The organism is Microbacterium hydrocarbonoxydans (genome assembly GCF_011752045.1).
In the GTDB taxonomy this organism is placed as follows: Bacteria; Actinomycetota; Actinomycetes; order Actinomycetales; family Microbacteriaceae; genus Microbacterium.
This window is the reverse complement of record NZ_JAAKXW010000001.1, coordinates 23687-40616: the sequence shown is the minus strand read 5'-3', so window position 1 is coordinate 40616 and position 16930 is coordinate 23687. Positions and strand designations below refer to the sequence as shown.

The window sequence follows — 16930 nt, the reverse complement described above, 5'->3', positions numbered from 1 at the left end:
CTCAGCCGCCGAGGATGCGCGCGATCTCCGTGAAGCCCAGCCGCTGCGCGTTGTCGAGGGCCGTGCACCCCTGTGCATCCCGGATGCTCGGATCGGCGCCCGCATCGAGGAGGATCCGCACGATCTCCTGGTGATCCGCACCGCCGTCGCCGAAGACCACGGCTTCGAGGAGCGCGGTCCAGCCGTTGAGGTTGACCCGATTCAGATCGACGCGGGTCGCGACGGCGGCGGTGTCGAGCACCTCGACCGTGACGATGCGCCGGATGTACTCCACGTGCCCCCGCTCAGCGGCGGGGTGTGCCGGCGTGCCGCCCCGGCGGTTCGGGATGCCGAGGTCCGGCTGCCCAGGGAGCAGCGCCTCGAGCATCGCGACGCTGCCGGTGACGCCCGTCATCACCCACGGCGTGTCCCGGCGGTGGTCGGGGGCATCGGGGTCGGCTCCCATCGCGACGAGCAGCTGCGCGACGGCGACGTGGTCGGCGAGCACCGCCTCCATCAGCGGTGTGCGCTGGAACTCGGGGTCGTGCACCTCGAGGTCGGCACCGGCGCGGATCGCGAGGGCCGCGGCATCCGCGTCACCGGTGCGCGCCGCCTCCAGGAGTGCGGCGCTCGGATCCGCGGGGGCTGACGCCGCGGCCGCCCGGGAGAGGATGCTCTCCAGCCCGGGGAGCCCCTGCTGCGCGGCCATCTCGATCGGGGTGAGCCCCTCGCTGCCCGAGGGCCTGTCGAACTCGACCCCGCCGGCGATCAGCGCGCGCACGGTGAGCGCGTAGGGCGCGGTGTCCTCGCCGAAGATCACGGCCTCGTGGATCGCCTGGTACCCGATGCGGTTCACGTGATCGCGGTCGATCCCGGCCTGCAGCAGCCGGCCGACGACATAGCCGTGGCCGCGTTCGGCGGCGCGGATGAGCCCGGTGCCGTTCCAGCTGTCCTTGTCGTCGACGTCCGCACCGTTCGCGAGGGTCAGACGGAGCAGGTCGAGGTATCCCTCGCTGGTCGCGATGAGATAGGCGGACTGCTGGGTCTGGTCCTTCGCGTCGACGTCAGCACCCTCGGCGACGAGTGCCGCCGCCGCGGCCAGGTCGTTCTGCCAGGCCGCGTCTCGCAGCGCCTCGTCCTTCTCGGCCTGCGCGATCTCCGCGGCGGACGGCTTCCCGGTGGGCTCACCGGTCGGATCGGCCGTCATCGGAGCGCTCGTGCACGCCGTGAGGACGACGGACGCGACGACGCCGGCGAGCAGCAGGGCGAAAGGACGACGCATGAGGGCACCTTCGTGATCGGGTTCCCTCCCAGTGTGCGCGGCGGCCGTGCCGTGGTGCGTCGGCGGAGCGGCTCGGGAATCACAGCCGATCGGATGATGCGGCCGATCACCACTCGCGTTCGGCGGGCGGCTCCGGGATCCGGTCCGCCCCGCCCCAGCGATCGGCCTCAGCCTTCGCTGCCTCGGCGGCGGCGTCGGCACCGCGCAGCGCCACCTTCGCGCCGGCACCGCCCGGTCCTTCCACCGCGACGGCGATCACCGTGTGCGGCCCGTGTCCGCCGATGGTCACAGTGCAGTCCAGAACGCGGCCGAGCCAGCGGCTCGTCTCGCCGGACGGCTCCTCGGCACGGCGGTAGCGGATGCCGGTGTCGAGGTCGACGACCGCGAGCACCACGCTCTCGCCGGAGTCGGCGTCGACGTGCTCCGTCACCTCGAGCCGATGGTCCTGCGCGATGGCGAGCTGCGCGTTCAGCACGAGCCTTCTGTCCATGGACCCACTCTACGAACTGGGACAGGCAAGGCAAGAATGTAACGGAAAGGTCACGGTTCCAGGATTCCTTGTCCCCCAAATGGTGGACAAGAGGATTAAGCGATATTCTCCCCTCAGTAGCGGGGGCTACCGGCTGAGGACTGGGGAATCAGCCGAATCGAGACAGCGAGTTTTCGCCGCCTCCCCTCCCGTCCGGGATGGACGGTGAGCCCTCTCGAGCGTTTCGTCTGGGGCGGAAGACTCGAGAGGGCAACCACCGGGCTCAGGCCGGATCGAGCGGGATCACCTCGAGCGTGTTCGACCGCACCGGCTCCTGTCCCATCTCCGGCGCATAGGGGCTCGGCGCGTACTTGTCGAGGTACGCCTGGTCGATCGCCGCGTTCGTCTCCTCGTCCGTGACAGGCGCGAACCGGACCTCCTTCGTCACCCCGCCGGCCGACACCCTGCCGCGCAGGCTGGCCAGCGCCGGACCGTACCACTTGCCCGTCAGCCCCGTGTAGGAGCGGACGAACAGCCGGCCGTCGACGGCGACGGCCCAGATGCCGACGGTCTTGGGGGCGGTGCCGTCCGGGAGCTCGGCGGACAGGTCGAACATCTCCGGAGCCGAGATGCGTGCGAGTTCATCGGTGTTCCACATCGTCATGGCTCCATCCTCGCGCGCCGTGGCGACGCCGGGGCCGATCCGCACCCCAGGCCGGGCTAGCGGTCGTCTCGGCACCCGTCAACCCCGGTCCCACCCCGCCGCAGCCGACGTAGCGTCGGGAAGACCGCGACAGACGAAGGGATTCGAGATGAGCGACATCCAGAGGGGCAACACGAAGCACGGGCCGGAACTCGACGAGCAGATGGAGCAGGAGTCGCGCGGGATGGTGCAGGGCCACGGCAGCCCGCACGCCGAGCCGTTCCGGGAGACGGAGCCGCTGCCGGACGACACCGACGACCCGGACATCGAGCGCGCGTTCCGCCATGACGGACCGGATCAGGAGAAGCCGGATCGGCACGGCTCCGAGCGAGGCGAGACGGAGGCAGGATCATGATCGGCCGCGAGGAGCTCACCGCGCTGCTGGAGCGGCCGGGCCCGTGGACCTACGCCTACGTCGACGGCCAGGGCGCGGAGCCGCAGGTGGTCGAGGAGAGCCGCCGGGAGTCGGTGCGACGCAGGCTCTCCGAGTCCGGCGCCCCGGAGGCGGATGCCGAAGCGCTCGCCGCCGCCGTCGAGACCGGCACCGGGCTGCCTGCCCCGTCGTCCCGCTATCTCCTTGCCGCTGACGGCGAGGTCGCCGTGAACGAAACCGTCCCCGGACCGCGGCGCGGCCCGGAGCTGATCGGGCACGCGCCGATCCCGCCGGTGCTGCCGCTGCTGCGCGACCGGGAAGGCGGCATCCGGTATCTGGTCGTCGAGGCCGGACGCGGCGATGCCGTCGTCACCGTCGAGCGAGCCGGCCGGAAGCCGGACGTCACGACGAGAGTCGAGGGAAGGACGGACGCGCTCCCCAAGGTGGGAGCCGGCGGACGTTCGCACTCCCAGTATCAGCGGACCTCGGAGGAGATCTGGAAGCACAACCAGGAGGATCTCGCCGCCGTGGTCGAGCGGCTGGCGCGCCGGCACTCTCCCCGCTTCGTCATCGTCGCCGGCGATGTCCGCGCGAGGCAGCTCCTGCTCGACCAGCTCGGCGATGCCGTGCGGGAGCTGGCGATCGAGGTGGACGCGCACACCCACGCTGCCGGCGCCGATCGCACCGCACTCGAGGACGCCGTCGCCGCCGCCCTGGACGAGCATCTCCGGTCCGCCGAAGACGAGATCGCGGACGATGCCGCGACCGACTCAGGACGATCGGGAGCGCGCGGGCTGCACGAGGTCATCGAGGCGCTCCGTCAGGCTCGGGTCGACCGGCTGCTGCTGGACGCACGGATGCTCGGATCGGGGCGCACCCTCGACGCGCTGGACGACTCCCCGTGGGTCGCAGCCGACGCCGAGGGCAGCCTGAACGCCGGCATCGTCGCGCGCATCCCGGAGGCCGAGGCGCTGGCTCGGGCGGCCCTGTTGACCGGCGCGGATGTGGTCGTCGCCGAGGACAGGTACGACGACGAGAGCGAGGCCAGGGACGACCATCCCGCCGAGGACCCGGTGGCGGTGCTGCGGTGGGGTAAGGAGTCGGCCCCGTGAGCTACTCCTCGCGACGATCGTCGTCGAGGGGCACCTCTTCGCGCTGATCGACCACATCCGCGGGATCGGCCTCAGCGCCGTCGAGCGCGGTCGAGGCCGTCACCGGGGATTCCGGGTCGTCAGGCTCATCGAGATCTGGCCGCTCCTGCTCCCGCAGGTCGGCCACGGGCTTCTGCTCTTCGATCGGATCAGCATCGGACATTCCGGATCCCCTTCCCTGACACGGACACCGTGTATGCGAACGGTTCCAGGCTCCGCCTCGGAGCCCGGCGAGGCAAGGGGCTTGACGTCCCGGCGGGAAGGGAGCGGACATGACCTCCTCCGGCATCGTGCGCGTCGGAGTCTCCGGCTGGCGATACCCGCGCTGGCGGGGAGATTTCTACCCGGACGGCCTCCCGCAGCGCCGCGAGCTCGAGTTCATCGGCTCCGCCTTCCCGACGGTCGAGCTCAACGGGTCGTTCTACTCGCTCCAGCATCCGGACAGCTACGCGCGCTGGCGGGCGAGCGTGCCCGACGACTTCGTGTTCGCCGTCAAGGGATCCCGCTACGTGACCCACATGCTGCGACTGCGCAACGTCGAGCAGGCGCTCGCGAACTTCTTCGCCTCCGGTCTGCTCGCGCTGGGCCCGAAGCTCGGGCCGATCCTCTGGCAGCTGCCCGAGCGACAGCGCTTCGATGCGGAGGTCCTCGACGGGTTCCTGCGTGCGCTTCCCTCGACGACCGGCGCCGCGGCCGAGCTGGCGCGCGGGCACGACGAGCGCCTCCGCGGACGAGCCTGGCTCCAGACGGATGCCGACCGCCCTCTGCGCTACGCGCTGGAGCCGCGGTCCCGGACCTTCGATGACCACCGGTGCCTGCGCATCCTCCAGCAGCACGGCGTGGCTCTGGTCGTCGCGGACACCGCGGGACGATGGCCGCGCTTCGACGCGCTCACGGCGGAGTTCGCGTACGTCAGGCTGCACGGCGCGACGAAGCTGTATCACAGCGCGTACACCGCGGAGGAGCTGCAGGAGTGGGCGGACCTCGCCCTCGCCTGGTCCGACGGCAGCGGCGCCGGCGACGGGCGCGGTCGCGACGTGTACGTCTACTTCGACAACGACGCCCGGGGTCACGCTCCGCACGACGCGAAGGCGCTCGCGGAGATCGTCGCTCGTCGCCGCTGAGCAGCACCGGCCGGCTCACGCGCCTCCGGCGATCGCGGCGAGCTCCGCGGCGGCGCGGAGGTCGGCGACGAAGTCGCGGAAGGCGGCGCGGCGGTCGGCGTCCTCGCGCAGCCGGAGCAGGCTCGAGGGATGCACGGTGACGAGCACCCGAGCATCCGCCCACTCTTCGCTCTCGACCTCGGTGCCGCGGATCTCGCCGATGGTGACAGGTCTCCCCAGCACGGCTCGCGCCGCCGTGGCTCCCATCGCCACGATCACCGCCGGCCGCACCGCCGCGACCTCCGCCTCCAGCCAGGGACGACAGGCCACGACGTGTCCCGTGGCCGGCTTCTCGTGGATCCGCCGCTTCCCGCGCAGCTCGAAGCGGAAGTGCTTCACGGCATTCGTGAGGTAGGCCGTCCCGCGCGGGATGCCGGCGGCTTCCAGCGCGTCGTCGAGCATTCGTCCGGCCGGACCGACGAACGGCTCCCCGGCGCGATCCTCGCGATCGCGGGGCTGCTCGCCGACGAGCATCAGCCGCGCTCCGGCCTGCCCCTCCGAGAACACGACCTGCGTCGCCGCCTGCCAGAGCTCGCACCCGCGGCAGGCCGCCGCGGCATGGCGGAGATCGTCGACGTCGTCCGTCACGGGCACCCACTCCTGGGCGCCGGGACGCTCCTCCGGCCTGCGTGATTCCATGCCGCGACGCTACGCGGCGGGCTCCGCATGGCACAGGGCCTTGCGGAGCCCGCGCTCCGTGCTCCGCGACGTCGGGTCAGTCGGAGTCGCCGATGTGCCCGGGGGCGGTCACCGACAGCACCCGGTCGACGAACGCGGCGTATTCGCTCATGTAGTGCGCGAGGAACTTCTCGGTGGGGTCATTCTTCACCTCGCCGTCGGCGCCGAAGACCTCCGGCTTGAAGGTGATGTACGCCTCCGGTGCGTTGAGCTGCGGGGCGTTGAGGAAGCTGAGGACGCTGCGCAGGTTGGACTGCATGACGGCCGTGCCGATGGCGCCCGGCGAGGCGCCGATGATGCCGGTGGGCTTGCGGGCGAAGGAGTTGTGCCCCCACGGCCGGGACCCCCAGTCGATGGCGTTCTTCAGGGCAGCGGGGATCGAGCGGTTGTACTCCGGGGAGATGAGCAGGATGCCGTCTGCTGCGTCCACGGCGTCCTTGAACTCCTTCACTGCGGCGACCGGGTCGTTCTCGTCGTCGCGGTTGTACAGCGGAAGGTCGCGGATCGGGATCTCGACGAGCTCGAGATCGTCGGGCGCCAATCGGACGAGGGCCTTCGACAGGACGCGGTTGATCGAGTCCTGGGAGAGGCTGCCGACGAGGTAACCGATGCGATGGGTCATGATCTGCTCCTTCTGTGGTCGAGGACTGCCTCCGGTCTACCACCGTTCGGAACCCGTAGGGCCTACGATTTCCGAAACAGGAGGCGAACATGAGGCTCATCCAGATCGCACAGCGGGCCGTCGACCTGGAACGCGCGACGGCGTTCTACACCGGCCTGCTCGGCACAGCTCCCACCGCGGCGTTCGACCCGCCCGGTCTCGTGTTCTTCGATCTGGACGGCGTGCGCCTGCTCCTCGAGAAGGGCGCGCCGAGCGCCGTCCTCTACCTCGCGGTCGAGGACATCCACGCCGTCATCGACGGGCAGCGCTCGGCGGGTACGACGATCCTCGGCGAGCCGCACGTGATCTTCACGCATCGGGACGACGCGCTCGGCCCCGCCGGCACCGAGGAGTGGCAGGCCTTCCTCACCGACAGCGAGGGCAACACCGTCGGCCTCGTGGAGCACCGCCGGATCAGCGACGAAGGCCGCCTCAGCTCCTGAAGCGGGTCCGCAGCGAATCGACGAGGAGGCGCGCACCCAGCTCGAAGGTGCGGTCCGATCGCGCGTCTCCGCGTTCCCCGTTCTCGAGGATGCGCCCGAGTGTGCGCGTCTCCTCCCCCGGCTGCCACACCTCCTCCGGCGAGGCGAGGTCCAGGCCGAATCCGATCGCGAACGCATCGAGGATGCCGATGACGGCGAGCACGTCGCCCTCGGGGAACCCGCCCTCGACGAGCACGGTGGCGAGGTCGTCGTACGCGGCGATGACGGCGGGGTGGGTGATGGTCTTGCCCACGAGGAGCGGAACCAGCTGCGGGTGATCGGCGTACATCCGCCGCTGCTCCCGGAGCAGGGCCAGCAGATACTCGTCCCAGGACTCACCCTGCGGCTCGACTCGATAGTCCTCCACGAGCCTGCCGCGCATGAGCTCGACGATCCCGTCCATGCCGTCGACGTGGTTGTAGAGCGAGGACGGACGCACACCGAGGCGCCGGGCGATCGCATTGACGCCGAAGGGCTCTCCCGCCGCCGAGAGGGCGAGCGCCGCCTCGCCGATGATCTCGGGCGACAGCAGCGGGGTGGACGGCCGCGACATGGTGCTCTCCTTCGAGGGCCGGATGCGGATGGGGGTCTTCCGTGCGGAGGCCCTCCTGTGCATAATAGTGAACACCATTCGTTTACGAACACCATTCGTTTACGTTGTGTGCAGCATCCGATGCACCCCAGCTCGACCCGACCCGCGCACATCGCCGTGCGCCCTCCCCCTGGAGTCTCATGACCGCCCCCGACCTCAGCACCAGAGTCCCCCTCCGCCTGCCCACCGCGACCGCGACGTTCGCGATCGGCATCGCCGGATACCTCGGCGTCAACCTCTCGCCGTACATGATCACCGCCGCGCAGACCGGGCTCGGCATCGACATCCTCGCCGCCAGCTGGCTCGTCACCGCGACGCTGCTCCTCACTGCCGTGACCGGCCTTGCGATCGCCCCGCTGTGCGCCGGCGCGCACCGGCGCACGGTCGCCCGGGCAGGGCTCGCGCTCGGCGCACTCGGCTTCGCCACCGCCGCGCTCGTCCCCTCGGCGATCATCCCCGGGCTGCTCGCGGGCGGCATCGGGGCCGGTGGTGCCGTCGCCGCATCCGGCGCCGCGCTCGCCGCCTTCCGCAACCCCGACCGTGTCGCCGGCTTCAACGGCCTCGCGAACCGCGGCGTCATCACCGTCGTCCTCGCGGTCATCCCGCTCATCGGACTCGCCCCGATCGACGTCTTCGGCGCCCTCGCCCTGTTCAGCGTGATCGGCCTCGTGGTCTCGGCGTGGCTGCCGGCCGCCCCGGTGCTCGACCCGCAGGCCGGCGCAGCCGTCGCCGAGGCCATGCCCATCGAGATCCCGCCGACAGGAGCGGTGCGCTTCTCCCCCGCGCGCTCGCGGAACGTCACTCTCGCCGGCTTCGGCCTCCTCGTCGTGTTCGCCCTATGGGCAGCGAGCGAGGACTCGCTCTGGGCCATGGCCGGCGTCATGGGCGCCGAGCAGGCCGCGCTCACTCCCGAGGGTCTCGGCCTCGCGCTGAGCGGGGCGACCGCAGGCGGCCTGGTCGGCTCCCTGCTGCTCATGATCGTCGGCGACCGCCTGGGCCGTGCGGTGCCGCTCGTCACACTGCTCATCGCCGGCGGCATCCTGAAGATCGTCGAGGGATTCACCACCGACGCGACCGCCTTCATCATCGTGTTCGTCGCCTGGAACACCGTGTATGCCCTCGCGTTCATGTACTTCGTCTCGACCTCGGCCGCCCTCGACGCCGACGGGCGCTGGTCGGGTCCGCTGCTGGCCGTCTACCTCGTCGGCTCCGCGCTCACCCCGGTGATCGGGGCGGCGCTGGTCGGCATCCTCGGCTACCAGGGGTTCGTCATCGCCCTCGGCATCGCGAGCTTCGTCCTCGCGATCCCCGCCGGTGCGATCGCCCTCCTGTCCTCGCGCATCGAGCGCACCGCCCGCATCGCCATCCCGGAGACCGTCGCATGAGTCGCACCCTGTACCGCAACGCCCGCTTCTTCACCGCCGAGGGCCAGGCACCCGCCGACGCGGTCGTCGTCGAGGGCGACGTGTTCGTCTTCGTGGGCGCGGAGTCCGACGCGCCGTCCGCCGACGAGGCGGTCGACCTCGGAGGGCGCGCCGTGCTCCCCGGCTTCACCGACGCGCACACGCACCTGCTCATGATGGGCGATGCCCTCGGTCAGGTCGGTCTCACGGATGCCGGCTCGCTGGAGGAGATCCAGGCCCGTCTGCGCGCCGCGCGGAGCTCGGCGTCGGGAGCGCTCCGCGGACGCGGCTGGCTCTTCGACGCCGTTCCCGGCGGGGCTCCGACCGCGGCGATGATCGATGCCGCCGTCGCGGACATCCCGGTGTATCTCGACGCGAACGACTACCACTCCTGCTGGCTGAACACGGCCGCGCTCGCGGAGCTCGGCATCACCCGCGACACCCCCGACCCCATCGGCGGGCGCATCCAGCGCGACGCCGACGGCGAGCCGACGGGGATGCTCTACGAGACGGCCGCGCAGCAGTTCGCCTGGGCGCACCACGACGCGATGACCACGGATGCGCAGCGCGATGCCGGGGTCGACCGCGTCGTCGCCGCGTACCTGGCTTCGGGCGTCACCGGCGCCGTCGACATGGCCTTCGACGACCTCGGCCTGGCGGCGCTCGGCCGCGCCGCCAGGCGGGGCGCCCTCCCCCTGCGGGTCGCCGCGCACTGGTTCGTCGCGAACACCGGTGACGATGAGCAGAACCTCGCCCAGGTCGCGCAGGCCGCCGAGCACGCCGCGGCGGAGACCGCCGGGGTGCAGGTGATCGGCATCAAGCTGGTGCTCGACGGCACGATCGACGCCTGCACCGCCGCGATGGGCGCGCCGTACGCCGACGGCTCGAACGCCGACCCGATCTGGCCCGCCGAGCGCCTGTTCCCGGTCGTGGCGGCGGCGGATGCCGCGGGGCTGCAGATCGCTCTGCACGCGATCGGCGACGGGGCGAGCACCCTGGCGCTCGACGCGATCGAGCACGCCATCGCGGTCAACGGCGACCTGCCCCGCCGTCACCGCATCGAGCACCTCGAGTACGCAGCCCCCGGCACGGCCGAGCGGATGGCGCGGCTCGGCGTGACGGCATCCATGCAGCCGGTGCATGCCGACCCGGCGATCTTCGCGAACTGGGCCGCCCAGCTCGGCGACGAGCGCGCGGACCGCGGTTTCGCCTGGCCCGAGTACGAGGATGCCGGCGCACTGCTGGCCTTCTCGACGGATGCTCCGACGGCGCCGCACGAGGCGCTCGCGAACATGTACGTCGCGTCGACGCGCGCCTCCGCTCTGGACCCGTCGGTCCCCGCCGTGCACCCGCAGTACGCGCTGCCGCTGGAGCGCGCGATCGTGCACGCGACGAAGGATGCGGCTGCGTCGATCGGCGAGGGCGACCGGCGCGGCAGCATCGCCGTCGGCCGGCTCGCCGACTTCGCGGTGCTCGATGCGGATCCGTTCACCGAGGGCCCGGAGTCGCTGTTGTCGGCGCGGGTCGTGCGCACGGTGATCGGCGGGCGGACGGTGTACGAGATCTGACCGCTCCGCCCGGGGACGCTCGTGCCCGCGTGGGTACGATGGCCGTGTGCAGACCGAATCGCGCACGATCCGAACGCTCGGCATCCTCGGCGCAGGTCGGCTCGGCACCGTGCTCACCCGGCTCGCGGTGTCCGCCGGCTATCGCGTGGTCGTCGCGGCATCCGGGGACTCCGCGCACATCGCCCCCGCGATGAAGGCGATCGGCGCGATCGCTGCTTCCGCCGCGACGGTCGCGGCGGAAGCAGATGCGGTCATCCTCGCGCTGCCGCTCGCCCGGTATCGGACGCTGGACGCCGAGGCGCTGCGCGGGATGCTCGTCATCGACGCGATGAACTACTGGTGGGGCTCAGACGGCGTCCGAGACGATCTGAGCGATCCGCGCACCTCGACCAGCGAGCTCGTGCAGCAGCATCTGACCGGGGCGCGGGTCGTCAAGGCGCTGAGCCACATGGGGTACCAGGATCTGGAAGACGAGACGCGCCCCCAGGGCGCCGCCGAGCGCAAGGCGATCGCGGTCGCCGGGGACGACCCGGCGGATGTCGCCGTCGTCTGCGCGCTCGTCGACGATCTCGGGTTCGATCCGGTCGTCGCCGGCCCCCTCTCGGCCGGGATCATGCTGGAGCCGGGAGCGGAGGCGTTCGGTGCCGATGTGGACGCGACCGAGCTTCGGGAGATGCTCGCGCGCTTCCCGACCTCGCAGCGCGGCATCGTCGTCGCGCGGGCGCGCGGCGAAGCATCCTCGTAGGGCTCGCTGGGCCGGCCGGTCGCCAGGTTCTGCTCAGTGATGCGGATAGGCGGCGAGGAAGACGTCGAGCGCACGCGCCACCTGCGTGCGGACGTCAGTGCCGGGGAGCGCTTGGTCGTCGCCGAGCAGCATCGCCCGGTTCACGGGCTCCCCCATGACGAGCCAGTTGAGCTGCGCCGCGGCGGCCTGGGGAGCCGTCACCCGGATGGCGCCAGCTTCTTCGAGCCTCCGGAGTACTTCGGCGAGCGAGTCGATCGCGCGCTGCGGCCCGTGCTCGTGGAGGGCGCGGGCGAGCTCGGGGAACTGCGGCAGCAGACCGATCACGAGCCGGCGCAGCGCGAGAAGGTTCGGTGCCAGCACGGTGGCGAGCTGCTGCTCGAGGATCGGCGCGAGCACGGAGCGGGCATCCGCTCCCGGGGGGACGACGGGAGGTTCGGCGAGCACCCGTTCGCTCGCCGCGCTCGTCTGCGAGCCGACGAGCGCCAGGAAGAGCCCTTCCTTGCTTCCGAAGTGCGTGTAGAGCGTCTGCTTGGCGACGCCGGATGCTGCCGCGATCGAGTCCATGGTCACGGCGTCGTAGCCGTGGGCGAGGAACTGCTCCTGCGCGGCCGCGAGCATCGCCTCGCGTTTGCGCATCGAGCTCGGACGCAGATCCGCATCTCCCCTTGACGACTTCATACCGGCGAGTCTAGTTTATAGAAATCAGACCGACCAGTCTTGAAAGTGGGCGATTCCTCATGGACAGCAGGACCCTCGAGTTCGATGCCGAGCTCATCCACCCCGCGGAAGCCGGATCGTGGACCGTCTTCGACGTGCCTGGTTCGATCGAGCACTTCGGCACCGGCAATCCGGTGCGCGTCACCGGGACGATCGACGAGACCCCGGTGGAGATCACGCTGATGCCGACGGGCCGCGGGCTGCACTTCGGCCCGGTGAAGGCGGCGACGCGGAAGGCACTGGGCAAGGCCGCAGGCGACCGCGTGCGCGTGCGGATCGAGGCGGCGTCATGAGCGACGTGCGCACGGTCGTCACGGCCCGCGGCGACCGGATCGTCTACGACGACCTCGGCTCCCCCGGCGCGGTCACGGCGGTGTTCCTCGCCGGTGCCGGCCCGACGCGCGCGGAGGACCCGGTCACGCTCGCCACGGGCGAGGCATTCGCAGCGCGCGGCGGTCGCGCGTTCGTCCCCGACCGGCTCGGCCGCGGGGAATCGACATCGGCGGGTCCGATCGGCCTGGAGGCGCAGTTGGACGCGATCGATGCGCTTGCAGCCGAGGCGCATGCCCCTGTGATCCTGATCGGTCACTCATCCGGATGCGCGCTGGCGATGCTCGCGGCATCCCGGGTGGCGGACCTCGCCGGCGTGGTGCTGTGGGAGGCTCCGCTCGGGCTCTTCGACGGAGGCGCCCCGGCCTGGTGGGCGGGCGTCCGCGAGGCGATCGATGACGGGGACCTCGAGGAGGCCGTGGCGCGCTACATGGTCGGGATGCCGCCGGAGTGGCTCGAGGAGCTGAAGAAGTCTCCCGCGTACCCGCAGGTCGTGCTCGGCTGGGTGCCCGACGGCGAGGCACTGACCGAGGTCGAGGAGCGCGGGTACTCGGACGTGCTCGCCTCGGCCACGGCACCTGTGGTCGCGGTCTACGGAACCGAGACATTCGCGGGCATGGCCGAGACCGCCGCGGCGATCGCGGATGCCGCCGCGGACGGGCACGCGGAGGAACTCGCCGGCGCATGGCACTCGTGGGAGCCGGAGGCGATGGCAGAGCGGCTGGAGAGGCTGGTCTGAGGAGCCGGAGGCTCTCCTCCCAGGTGGCCTCCAGCGCCGGGACCTAGCCTCGCGACATGAACAGTCGCGCAGCGGCGATCCCGCTTCTTCCGGTACTGCTGCTCGTCGCGAGCGGATGCAGCGCGCCCGCTCCACCGCGATCCGATGCTCTCGCGGTGTACCCGCAACCCGATCATGGGATGGATGCGCTGCTCGAGGGCACACTCCGGGAAGTCGACGGCTGCGTCGTAATCGAGCTGGCAGACGAATCGCTCGTCGTGCCCGTCTTCCCCGAGGGCGATGCCGCCTGGGGTGTCGAAGGCCTCACCTGGAAGGGAGACGTCTTCGACGACGGCGCGACCGTCCACCTTGGCGGTGGGTTCGCTGAGAGTGACGACGCCGACGTGCCGGACGGATGCGGTGCGCGCACGACTTTCCTTGTGTCGCCGTAGGGGTTCCGGGACTGAATCGGTCTGGCTGCGTCCCCACAGCGCCCTCCACGCGCCGCGAGTTGCAGAGGCAAGGGATGGCACGCAGGACGGCGGCGCGCGGAGCCTCCTGCGCTGCGGGGCCCCTCTTTACAGGTACGAGTAACGAGGAGAGGCTCGGTCCTCGCGGACCGAGCCTCTCCTCGTTACGTCGGGCTGACAGGATTTGAACCTGCGACCCCTTGACCCCCAGTCAAGTGCGCTACCAAGCTGCGCCACAGCCCGTTGTCCTTCGCTCTCGCGCAGGCAACTCCCCTATCTTAGCCTGACCTGGCGGCCGTCCGCGAACCGGCGGCGTTGCGTGTGTCGGATGCCCCGCGTAGCGTCGCGTGCATGGTGACGATCACGACCGAGGTGGCGACCATCGCCCGTTGGGACGACGTGCAGCACGCTCTGACGGGCGGCGGCGACGGCGCCAGCTGCCAGTGCATCTGGCCGGTGCTGAGCAACAAGGACTGGAACGCGACGACGACGCCGCAGCGCAAGGAGATGCTCCGCGAGGAGATCCAAACGGGTCCGCCACCGGGGATCATCGCCTACGTCGACGGCGAGGCCGCCGGCTGGATCCGCATCGGACCGCGCACCCGGCAGGCCCGGGTGCCGCGCACGCGCATCATCGCCGCGTCCAGCACGGAGCCGTTCGATGACGACTCGGTCTGGGCGGTGACGTGCTTCGTCGTGCGGAGAGAGCACCGCGGCACCGGGCTCAACACCGAACTGCTCCGCGCCGCCGTCGAGTACGCGAGGGAATCCGGCGCCCGCCTGATCGAGGGGTACCCCGTCGACACCCGCGGGCAGCAGAAGCGCAGCAACGACCTCTTCCACGGCACCCTCAGCACGTTCCTCGCCGCCGGCTTCGAGGAGAAGACCGAGATGAAACCCGGCCGCGCACTGGTGACGCTCGACCTTGCGGGCTGAGGCCGACGCGCGAAGCCGGGCACAAGCTAGCGTGGAGCCATGAGCGACGAGCATCCGATCATCGACGACCCTGTTCTCGGCACCCTCACCCGCGCGACGACCGAGCTGGCCGACGGCTCCGTCCTCACGCACGAGTGGTTCGCCGGCACCGTGGCCGTCGGCGACTCCGAGCTCGAGCTCATGGTCGAGGGCACGACCGTCGACGAGGCGCGCGCCCTGCTCCCCCGGCTCCGCGAGGTCGTCTCCGCTCTCGTCACGCTGCGCCGCACGGCGACGGATGCCGTGGTGACGACGTTCAGCACGGGCGAGCCCGAGCCGCACGAGCTCGAGGAGGCGGCATCCGACCTCACTCTCGAGACGCTGGAGGCCTCTGCCGACGGCACCGTCGTCCTGCATTTCATCGACGGCTGCGGGGAGCACTTCCCCGAGGGCTACTGGCCTGCGGTCCACTTCGGCGCCGACGGGACGATCACGAACGTCGCCGTCGAATCCTGAGAGGCACCGAACACCCCGATGAGCGAGTCCGCCCGTGTCGACAGCTGGCTGTGGGCGATCCGCGTCTACAAGACGCGCTCAGCCGCGACCACCGCATGCCGCGCGGGGCATGTGCGGGTGAACGGCGACAAGGCCAAGGCCGCGCAGGCCGTCAAGATCGGCGATGAGCTGCGGATCCGGATCGCCGGCTTCGACCGCATCCTCATCGTCCGGCAGATCCTCGTCAAGCGCGTCGGTGCACCGCTCGCCGCCCTCGCCTACGAAGACCGCACGCCAGCGCGCGAGCCGCAGGCGATGCTCGGAGTACGCGACCGCGGCGCCGGCAGACCTACGAAGCGCGAGCGCCGCGAGATCGACCGGCTCCGCGGCCGGGATGAGGGTTGACCCCTCCTACTCGCCCTTCCAGCCGAGGAACTCACCGGTGTACGGGCACAGGTAGGCCACGGTATCGGTCATGCGCACGGTGAAGTCGGTGCCGCCGGGCACCTCGAACTGCTCGCCCTCCCGATAGGTCTTCCACTCACCCTGGCCCGCCGGCTGCTGCACGTCCCACGAGCCGCGGACCAGGAGCATCCACTCCGTCACCGGCGCCTCGAACGTCCACTCGCCGGGCTCCATGACCCCGACGGTGAAGTTCCCCTGCTCGTTCTGGAACTCGAGGCTGCGCACCTGACCGTCGTAGTACTCGTTCTGGCCGATCATGGCTCGTCTCCTTTGTGTCCGATGTCGACGCGGATCGCGTCCGCCTCAGTCAAGAAGAAGACGACGGCCCCGACAATCGCCGCCGCGTACAATCAGTGCCACCCGATACCGCCCCCACGTCGATGCACAGATCCAGGAGAGCCATGCCCACGCTGAAGTCGCCGGCCCCCGCCCCGTCAGCGCCGGAACGCGCCCTCACGCTGCAGATGGAGCTCACGGCGATCCTCGCGCGAGGCAAGGGGGTCGACCGGCTCCTCCGCGGCTGGCACCAGCACACCGGGGAGGGCGTGGCGGTCTTCGATCGCCTCGGCACACCGCTCGGCCGGAGCGACGGATTCACCGATCCCGATCTCGACGTGGCGAAGTCCGCTCTGGGGACCCACCCGCCGAAGCTGGGCGAGTCGCTCGCGATCGACATCGAAGGCGAACCGCAAGCGATCCTCCTCACGCCTTTCGCGGGGAACGCCACGGTGCGCGGGTTCCTCGCCCGCCGCATCACCGGCGAGCCGGTCGCCGACCTGGCCGCTCCCGCTCTGCGCGCCCTGCTGGCCCTGGAGTACGAACGCCATTGGCTCATGGATGAGCCTGCGCGGCGCCACCGCGATCAGCAGTTCACCCGCCTTCTCGAACTCGACGACGATGCCGATGCCACAGCGCTGCTGCGGGCCGCGGGAGCGCCGGAGCGCACTCTGCGCGGGCTCGTGGTGGAAGCGCGCGACGAGACGCATGCCGAGGTGCTCATCGACGACCTGGCCGCGATGTTCTCCACCGCGTTCGTGCGTCACCGCGGCCGGATCGTGGAGTGCCTCGTCGCGGGCGATCCCCTGGCGACGCTCGCGGATTACGGTCTCCACGTGCCGATCGGAATGGGCACCGCGATGGCTCCGCAGCACGCCGCTCGCAGCATCCGTCAGGCCCGCCTGGCCCTCGACACGAGCCGCCGTCTCGGGACGCCGATGGAGTACCGCGACGGCGCGGCCCATGATCTCCTCCTGCAGATCGCCTCCCCCGAATACCTCGAGGCCTTCGCCGCCGCCGCTCTCGGCCCCATCGAGCGCACCAAGGGTGGTGACGCGCTGCTGGAGACGCTGCATCTGTGGTTTCTCGAGCGGCGCTCGATCGAGGCGACGGCCGACCGCATGCAGGTTCACCGCCACACGATCCGCAATCGGATCCAGCGCATCGCCCAGCTCACCGGCCATGATCTCGACAGCATCGACACGCAGACCGAGCTCTGGCTCGCGTTGAAGGCACGGGGCTTCGAACCCGTCGCCACAGCTTCGCCCTGACGTACAGGATGCAGACGGGAGATT

The 16930-nt window shown here is 71.0% G+C and carries 23 protein-coding genes and 1 tRNA gene; 14 read left to right on the top strand and 10 right to left on the bottom strand.

The genetic code is table 11. The features are described from left to right. Position 1: 1 nt before the first annotated feature. The 3 genes from G6G98_RS00235 to G6G98_RS00225 form a co-directional block, all read right to left on the bottom strand. Positions 2-1261 carry an ankyrin repeat domain-containing protein gene (locus tag G6G98_RS00235; protein ID WP_243841961.1) on the bottom strand — a complete coding sequence of 420 codons (1260 nt, stop codon included), beginning with the start codon at positions 1259-1261 and terminating at the stop codon, positions 2-4. Positions 1262-1367: 106 nt separating this feature from the next. Further along, complete coding sequence (locus G6G98_RS00230) at positions 1368-1751, bottom strand: hypothetical protein (RefSeq protein ID WP_067353087.1); 384 nt, start codon at positions 1749-1751, stop codon at positions 1368-1370. Positions 1752-2013: 262 nt separating this feature from the next. Next, complete coding sequence (locus G6G98_RS00225) at positions 2014-2394, bottom strand: DUF2255 family protein (protein WP_067353091.1); 381 nt, start codon at positions 2392-2394, stop codon at positions 2014-2016. Positions 2395-2542: 148 nt separating this feature from the next. Here G6G98_RS00225 and G6G98_RS00220 point away from each other — a divergent pair, with 148 nt between their 5' ends. After that, positions 2543-2788, top strand: a complete 246-nt coding sequence (locus G6G98_RS00220) for a hypothetical protein (protein ID WP_164233183.1) — start codon at positions 2543-2545, stop codon at positions 2786-2788. Continuing rightward, positions 2785-3918 carry a Vms1/Ankzf1 family peptidyl-tRNA hydrolase gene (locus G6G98_RS00215; RefSeq protein WP_164233892.1) on the top strand — a complete coding sequence of 378 codons (1134 nt, stop codon included), beginning with the start codon at positions 2785-2787 and terminating at the stop codon, positions 3916-3918. Before G6G98_RS00220 ends, G6G98_RS00215 begins: the two co-directional genes overlap by 4 nt. Position 3919: 1 nt before the next feature. Here the strand turns inward: G6G98_RS00215 and G6G98_RS00210 are convergent, their stop codons facing one another. Then, positions 3920-4120, bottom strand: a complete 201-nt coding sequence (locus tag G6G98_RS00210) for a hypothetical protein (RefSeq protein WP_067353102.1) — start codon at positions 4118-4120, stop codon at positions 3920-3922. Between the two features lie 109 nt (positions 4121-4229). Between G6G98_RS00210 and G6G98_RS00205 the strand changes: the two genes are divergently transcribed. Beyond that, positions 4230-5081 (top strand): DUF72 domain-containing protein, encoded by an 852-nt coding sequence (locus G6G98_RS00205; RefSeq protein ID WP_067353106.1) that lies wholly within the window; start codon positions 4230-4232, stop codon positions 5079-5081. A gap of 15 nt (positions 5082-5096) precedes the next feature. Here G6G98_RS00205 and G6G98_RS00200 read toward each other — a convergent pair whose 3' ends face one another. Next, the gene (locus G6G98_RS00200; RefSeq protein WP_164233893.1) at positions 5097-5759 is read right to left on the bottom strand and encodes a UdgX family uracil-DNA binding protein; all 663 of its coding nucleotides are present in this window, start codon (positions 5757-5759) and stop codon (positions 5097-5099) included. Between the two features lie 76 nt (positions 5760-5835). Next, positions 5836-6420: an NADPH-dependent FMN reductase gene (locus G6G98_RS00195; protein ID WP_432207055.1), complete on the bottom strand. Its 585-nt coding sequence runs from the start codon at positions 6418-6420 to the stop codon at positions 5836-5838. 89 nt (positions 6421-6509) lie between these two features. Here G6G98_RS00195 and G6G98_RS00190 point away from each other — a divergent pair, with 89 nt between their 5' ends. Beyond that, the gene (locus tag G6G98_RS00190) at positions 6510-6902 is read left to right on the top strand and encodes a VOC family protein (RefSeq protein ID WP_067353117.1); all 393 of its coding nucleotides are present in this window, start codon (positions 6510-6512) and stop codon (positions 6900-6902) included. Here the strand turns inward: G6G98_RS00190 and G6G98_RS00185 are convergent. Beyond that, the gene (locus G6G98_RS00185; RefSeq protein WP_067353121.1) at positions 6892-7494 is read right to left on the bottom strand and encodes a TetR/AcrR family transcriptional regulator; all 603 of its coding nucleotides are present in this window, start codon (positions 7492-7494) and stop codon (positions 6892-6894) included. The genes G6G98_RS00190 and G6G98_RS00185 overlap by 11 nt on opposite strands. Positions 7495-7673: 179 nt before the next feature. Between G6G98_RS00185 and G6G98_RS00180 the strand changes: the two genes are divergently transcribed. From G6G98_RS00180 to G6G98_RS00170, 3 genes are read left to right on the top strand one after another with little or no spacing between them, the layout of a single operon-like run. After that, positions 7674-8918, top strand: a complete 1245-nt coding sequence (locus tag G6G98_RS00180; protein WP_067353124.1) for an MFS transporter — start codon at positions 7674-7676, stop codon at positions 8916-8918. Then, positions 8915-10504 carry an amidohydrolase gene (locus G6G98_RS00175; RefSeq protein WP_164233894.1) on the top strand — a complete coding sequence of 530 codons (1590 nt, stop codon included), beginning with the start codon at positions 8915-8917 and terminating at the stop codon, positions 10502-10504. The genes G6G98_RS00180 and G6G98_RS00175 overlap by 4 nt, the downstream gene beginning before the upstream one ends. Before the next feature lie 46 nt (positions 10505-10550). Beyond that, positions 10551-11249: an NADPH-dependent F420 reductase gene (locus G6G98_RS00170; protein ID WP_243841960.1), complete on the top strand. Its 699-nt coding sequence runs from the start codon at positions 10551-10553 to the stop codon at positions 11247-11249. A gap of 33 nt (positions 11250-11282) precedes the next feature. Here G6G98_RS00170 and G6G98_RS00165 read toward each other — a convergent pair whose 3' ends face one another. Further along, on the bottom strand, positions 11283-11927 hold the full coding sequence (locus G6G98_RS00165; protein WP_067353131.1) for a TetR/AcrR family transcriptional regulator: 645 nt from the start codon (positions 11925-11927) through the stop codon (positions 11283-11285). A gap of 59 nt (positions 11928-11986) precedes the next feature. Between G6G98_RS00165 and G6G98_RS00160 the strand changes: the two genes are divergently transcribed. The 3 genes from G6G98_RS00160 to G6G98_RS00150 all read left to right on the top strand — a co-directional run bounded on the left by G6G98_RS00160 (position 11987) and on the right by G6G98_RS00150 (position 13466). Continuing rightward, the gene (locus G6G98_RS00160) at positions 11987-12259 is read left to right on the top strand and encodes a DUF1905 domain-containing protein (RefSeq protein WP_164233895.1); all 273 of its coding nucleotides are present in this window, start codon (positions 11987-11989) and stop codon (positions 12257-12259) included. Next, on the top strand, positions 12256-13035 hold the full coding sequence (locus G6G98_RS00155) for an alpha/beta fold hydrolase (protein ID WP_164233896.1): 780 nt from the start codon (positions 12256-12258) through the stop codon (positions 13033-13035). Before G6G98_RS00160 ends, G6G98_RS00155 begins: the two co-directional genes overlap by 4 nt. Before the next feature lie 179 nt (positions 13036-13214). Further along, entirely contained in the window at positions 13215-13466 is a 252-nt protein-coding gene (locus G6G98_RS00150) for a hypothetical protein (RefSeq protein ID WP_067353142.1), read from the top strand. Positions 13467-13653: 187 nt separating this feature from the next. Here the strand turns inward: G6G98_RS00150 and G6G98_RS00145 are convergent. Continuing rightward, a tRNA-Pro gene (locus tag G6G98_RS00145) sits at positions 13654-13727 on the bottom strand. A 108-nt stretch (positions 13728-13835) separates the two neighbouring features. Here G6G98_RS00145 and G6G98_RS00140 point away from each other — a divergent pair. The 3 genes from G6G98_RS00140 to G6G98_RS00130 are packed head-to-tail and all read left to right on the top strand — an operon-like array spanning position 13836 to position 15299. Then, complete coding sequence (locus G6G98_RS00140) at positions 13836-14420, top strand: GNAT family N-acetyltransferase (protein WP_164233897.1); 585 nt, start codon at positions 13836-13838, stop codon at positions 14418-14420. Positions 14421-14459: 39 nt separating this feature from the next. Continuing rightward, positions 14460-14915 carry a hypothetical protein gene (locus G6G98_RS00135; protein ID WP_164233898.1) on the top strand — a complete coding sequence of 152 codons (456 nt, stop codon included), beginning with the start codon at positions 14460-14462 and terminating at the stop codon, positions 14913-14915. Positions 14916-14933: 18 nt separating this feature from the next. Continuing rightward, positions 14934-15299 (top strand): RNA-binding S4 domain-containing protein, encoded by a 366-nt coding sequence (locus G6G98_RS00130; RefSeq protein ID WP_164233899.1) that lies wholly within the window; start codon positions 14934-14936, stop codon positions 15297-15299. Positions 15300-15305: 6 nt separating this feature from the next. Here the strand turns inward: G6G98_RS00130 and G6G98_RS00125 are convergent, their stop codons facing one another. Further along, positions 15306-15617: a pyrimidine/purine nucleoside phosphorylase gene (locus G6G98_RS00125; RefSeq protein ID WP_164233900.1), complete on the bottom strand. Its 312-nt coding sequence runs from the start codon at positions 15615-15617 to the stop codon at positions 15306-15308. A gap of 143 nt (positions 15618-15760) precedes the next feature. Here G6G98_RS00125 and G6G98_RS00120 point away from each other — a divergent pair, with 143 nt between their 5' ends. After that, a complete protein-coding gene (locus G6G98_RS00120; RefSeq protein ID WP_164233901.1) occupies positions 15761-16906 on the top strand; it encodes a PucR family transcriptional regulator in 1146 nt (381 codons plus the stop codon). Positions 16907-16930 lie beyond the last annotated feature (24 nt).

What these genes read in the sequence shown, in the direction of transcription:
- G6G98_RS00175 (WP_164233894.1), top strand. Translation starts at nt 8,915, where the DNA reads ATGAGTCGCACCCTGTACCGCAACGCCCGCTTCTTCACCGCCGAGGGC.
- G6G98_RS00160 (WP_164233895.1), top strand. Translation starts at nt 11,987, where the DNA reads ATGGACAGCAGGACCCTCGAGTTCGATGCCGAGCTCATCCACCCCGCG.
- G6G98_RS00225 (WP_067353091.1), bottom strand. Translation starts at nt 2,394, where the DNA reads ATGACGATGTGGAACACCGATGAACTCGCACGCATCTCGGCTCCGGAG.
- G6G98_RS00165 (WP_067353131.1), bottom strand. Translation starts at nt 11,927, where the DNA reads ATGAAGTCGTCAAGGGGAGATGCGGATCTGCGTCCGAGCTCGATGCGC.
- G6G98_RS00150 (WP_067353142.1), top strand. Translation starts at nt 13,215, where the DNA reads ATGGATGCGCTGCTCGAGGGCACACTCCGGGAAGTCGACGGCTGCGTC.
- G6G98_RS00130 (WP_164233899.1), top strand. Translation starts at nt 14,934, where the DNA reads ATGAGCGAGTCCGCCCGTGTCGACAGCTGGCTGTGGGCGATCCGCGTC.
- G6G98_RS00140 (WP_164233897.1), top strand. Translation starts at nt 13,836, where the DNA reads ATGGTGACGATCACGACCGAGGTGGCGACCATCGCCCGTTGGGACGAC.
- G6G98_RS00235 (WP_243841961.1), bottom strand. Translation starts at nt 1,261, where the DNA reads ATGCGTCGTCCTTTCGCCCTGCTGCTCGCCGGCGTCGTCGCGTCCGTC.
- G6G98_RS00180 (WP_067353124.1), top strand. Translation starts at nt 7,674, where the DNA reads ATGACCGCCCCCGACCTCAGCACCAGAGTCCCCCTCCGCCTGCCCACC.
- G6G98_RS00200 (WP_164233893.1), bottom strand. Translation starts at nt 5,759, where the DNA reads ATGGAATCACGCAGGCCGGAGGAGCGTCCCGGCGCCCAGGAGTGGGTG.
- G6G98_RS00220 (WP_164233183.1), top strand. Translation starts at nt 2,543, where the DNA reads ATGAGCGACATCCAGAGGGGCAACACGAAGCACGGGCCGGAACTCGAC.
- G6G98_RS00215 (WP_164233892.1), top strand. Translation starts at nt 2,785, where the DNA reads ATGATCGGCCGCGAGGAGCTCACCGCGCTGCTGGAGCGGCCGGGCCCG.
- G6G98_RS00185 (WP_067353121.1), bottom strand. Translation starts at nt 7,494, where the DNA reads ATGTCGCGGCCGTCCACCCCGCTGCTGTCGCCCGAGATCATCGGCGAG.
- G6G98_RS00190 (WP_067353117.1), top strand. Translation starts at nt 6,510, where the DNA reads ATGAGGCTCATCCAGATCGCACAGCGGGCCGTCGACCTGGAACGCGCG.
- G6G98_RS00120 (WP_164233901.1), top strand. Translation starts at nt 15,761, where the DNA reads ATGCCCACGCTGAAGTCGCCGGCCCCCGCCCCGTCAGCGCCGGAACGC.
- G6G98_RS00135 (WP_164233898.1), top strand. Translation starts at nt 14,460, where the DNA reads ATGAGCGACGAGCATCCGATCATCGACGACCCTGTTCTCGGCACCCTC.
- G6G98_RS00195 (WP_432207055.1), bottom strand. Translation starts at nt 6,420, where the DNA reads ATGACCCATCGCATCGGTTACCTCGTCGGCAGCCTCTCCCAGGACTCG.
- G6G98_RS00205 (WP_067353106.1), top strand. Translation starts at nt 4,230, where the DNA reads ATGACCTCCTCCGGCATCGTGCGCGTCGGAGTCTCCGGCTGGCGATAC.
- G6G98_RS00230 (WP_067353087.1), bottom strand. Translation starts at nt 1,751, where the DNA reads ATGGACAGAAGGCTCGTGCTGAACGCGCAGCTCGCCATCGCGCAGGAC.
- G6G98_RS00125 (WP_164233900.1), bottom strand. Translation starts at nt 15,617, where the DNA reads ATGATCGGCCAGAACGAGTACTACGACGGTCAGGTGCGCAGCCTCGAG.
- G6G98_RS00210 (WP_067353102.1), bottom strand. Translation starts at nt 4,120, where the DNA reads ATGTCCGATGCTGATCCGATCGAAGAGCAGAAGCCCGTGGCCGACCTG.
- G6G98_RS00155 (WP_164233896.1), top strand. Translation starts at nt 12,256, where the DNA reads ATGAGCGACGTGCGCACGGTCGTCACGGCCCGCGGCGACCGGATCGTC.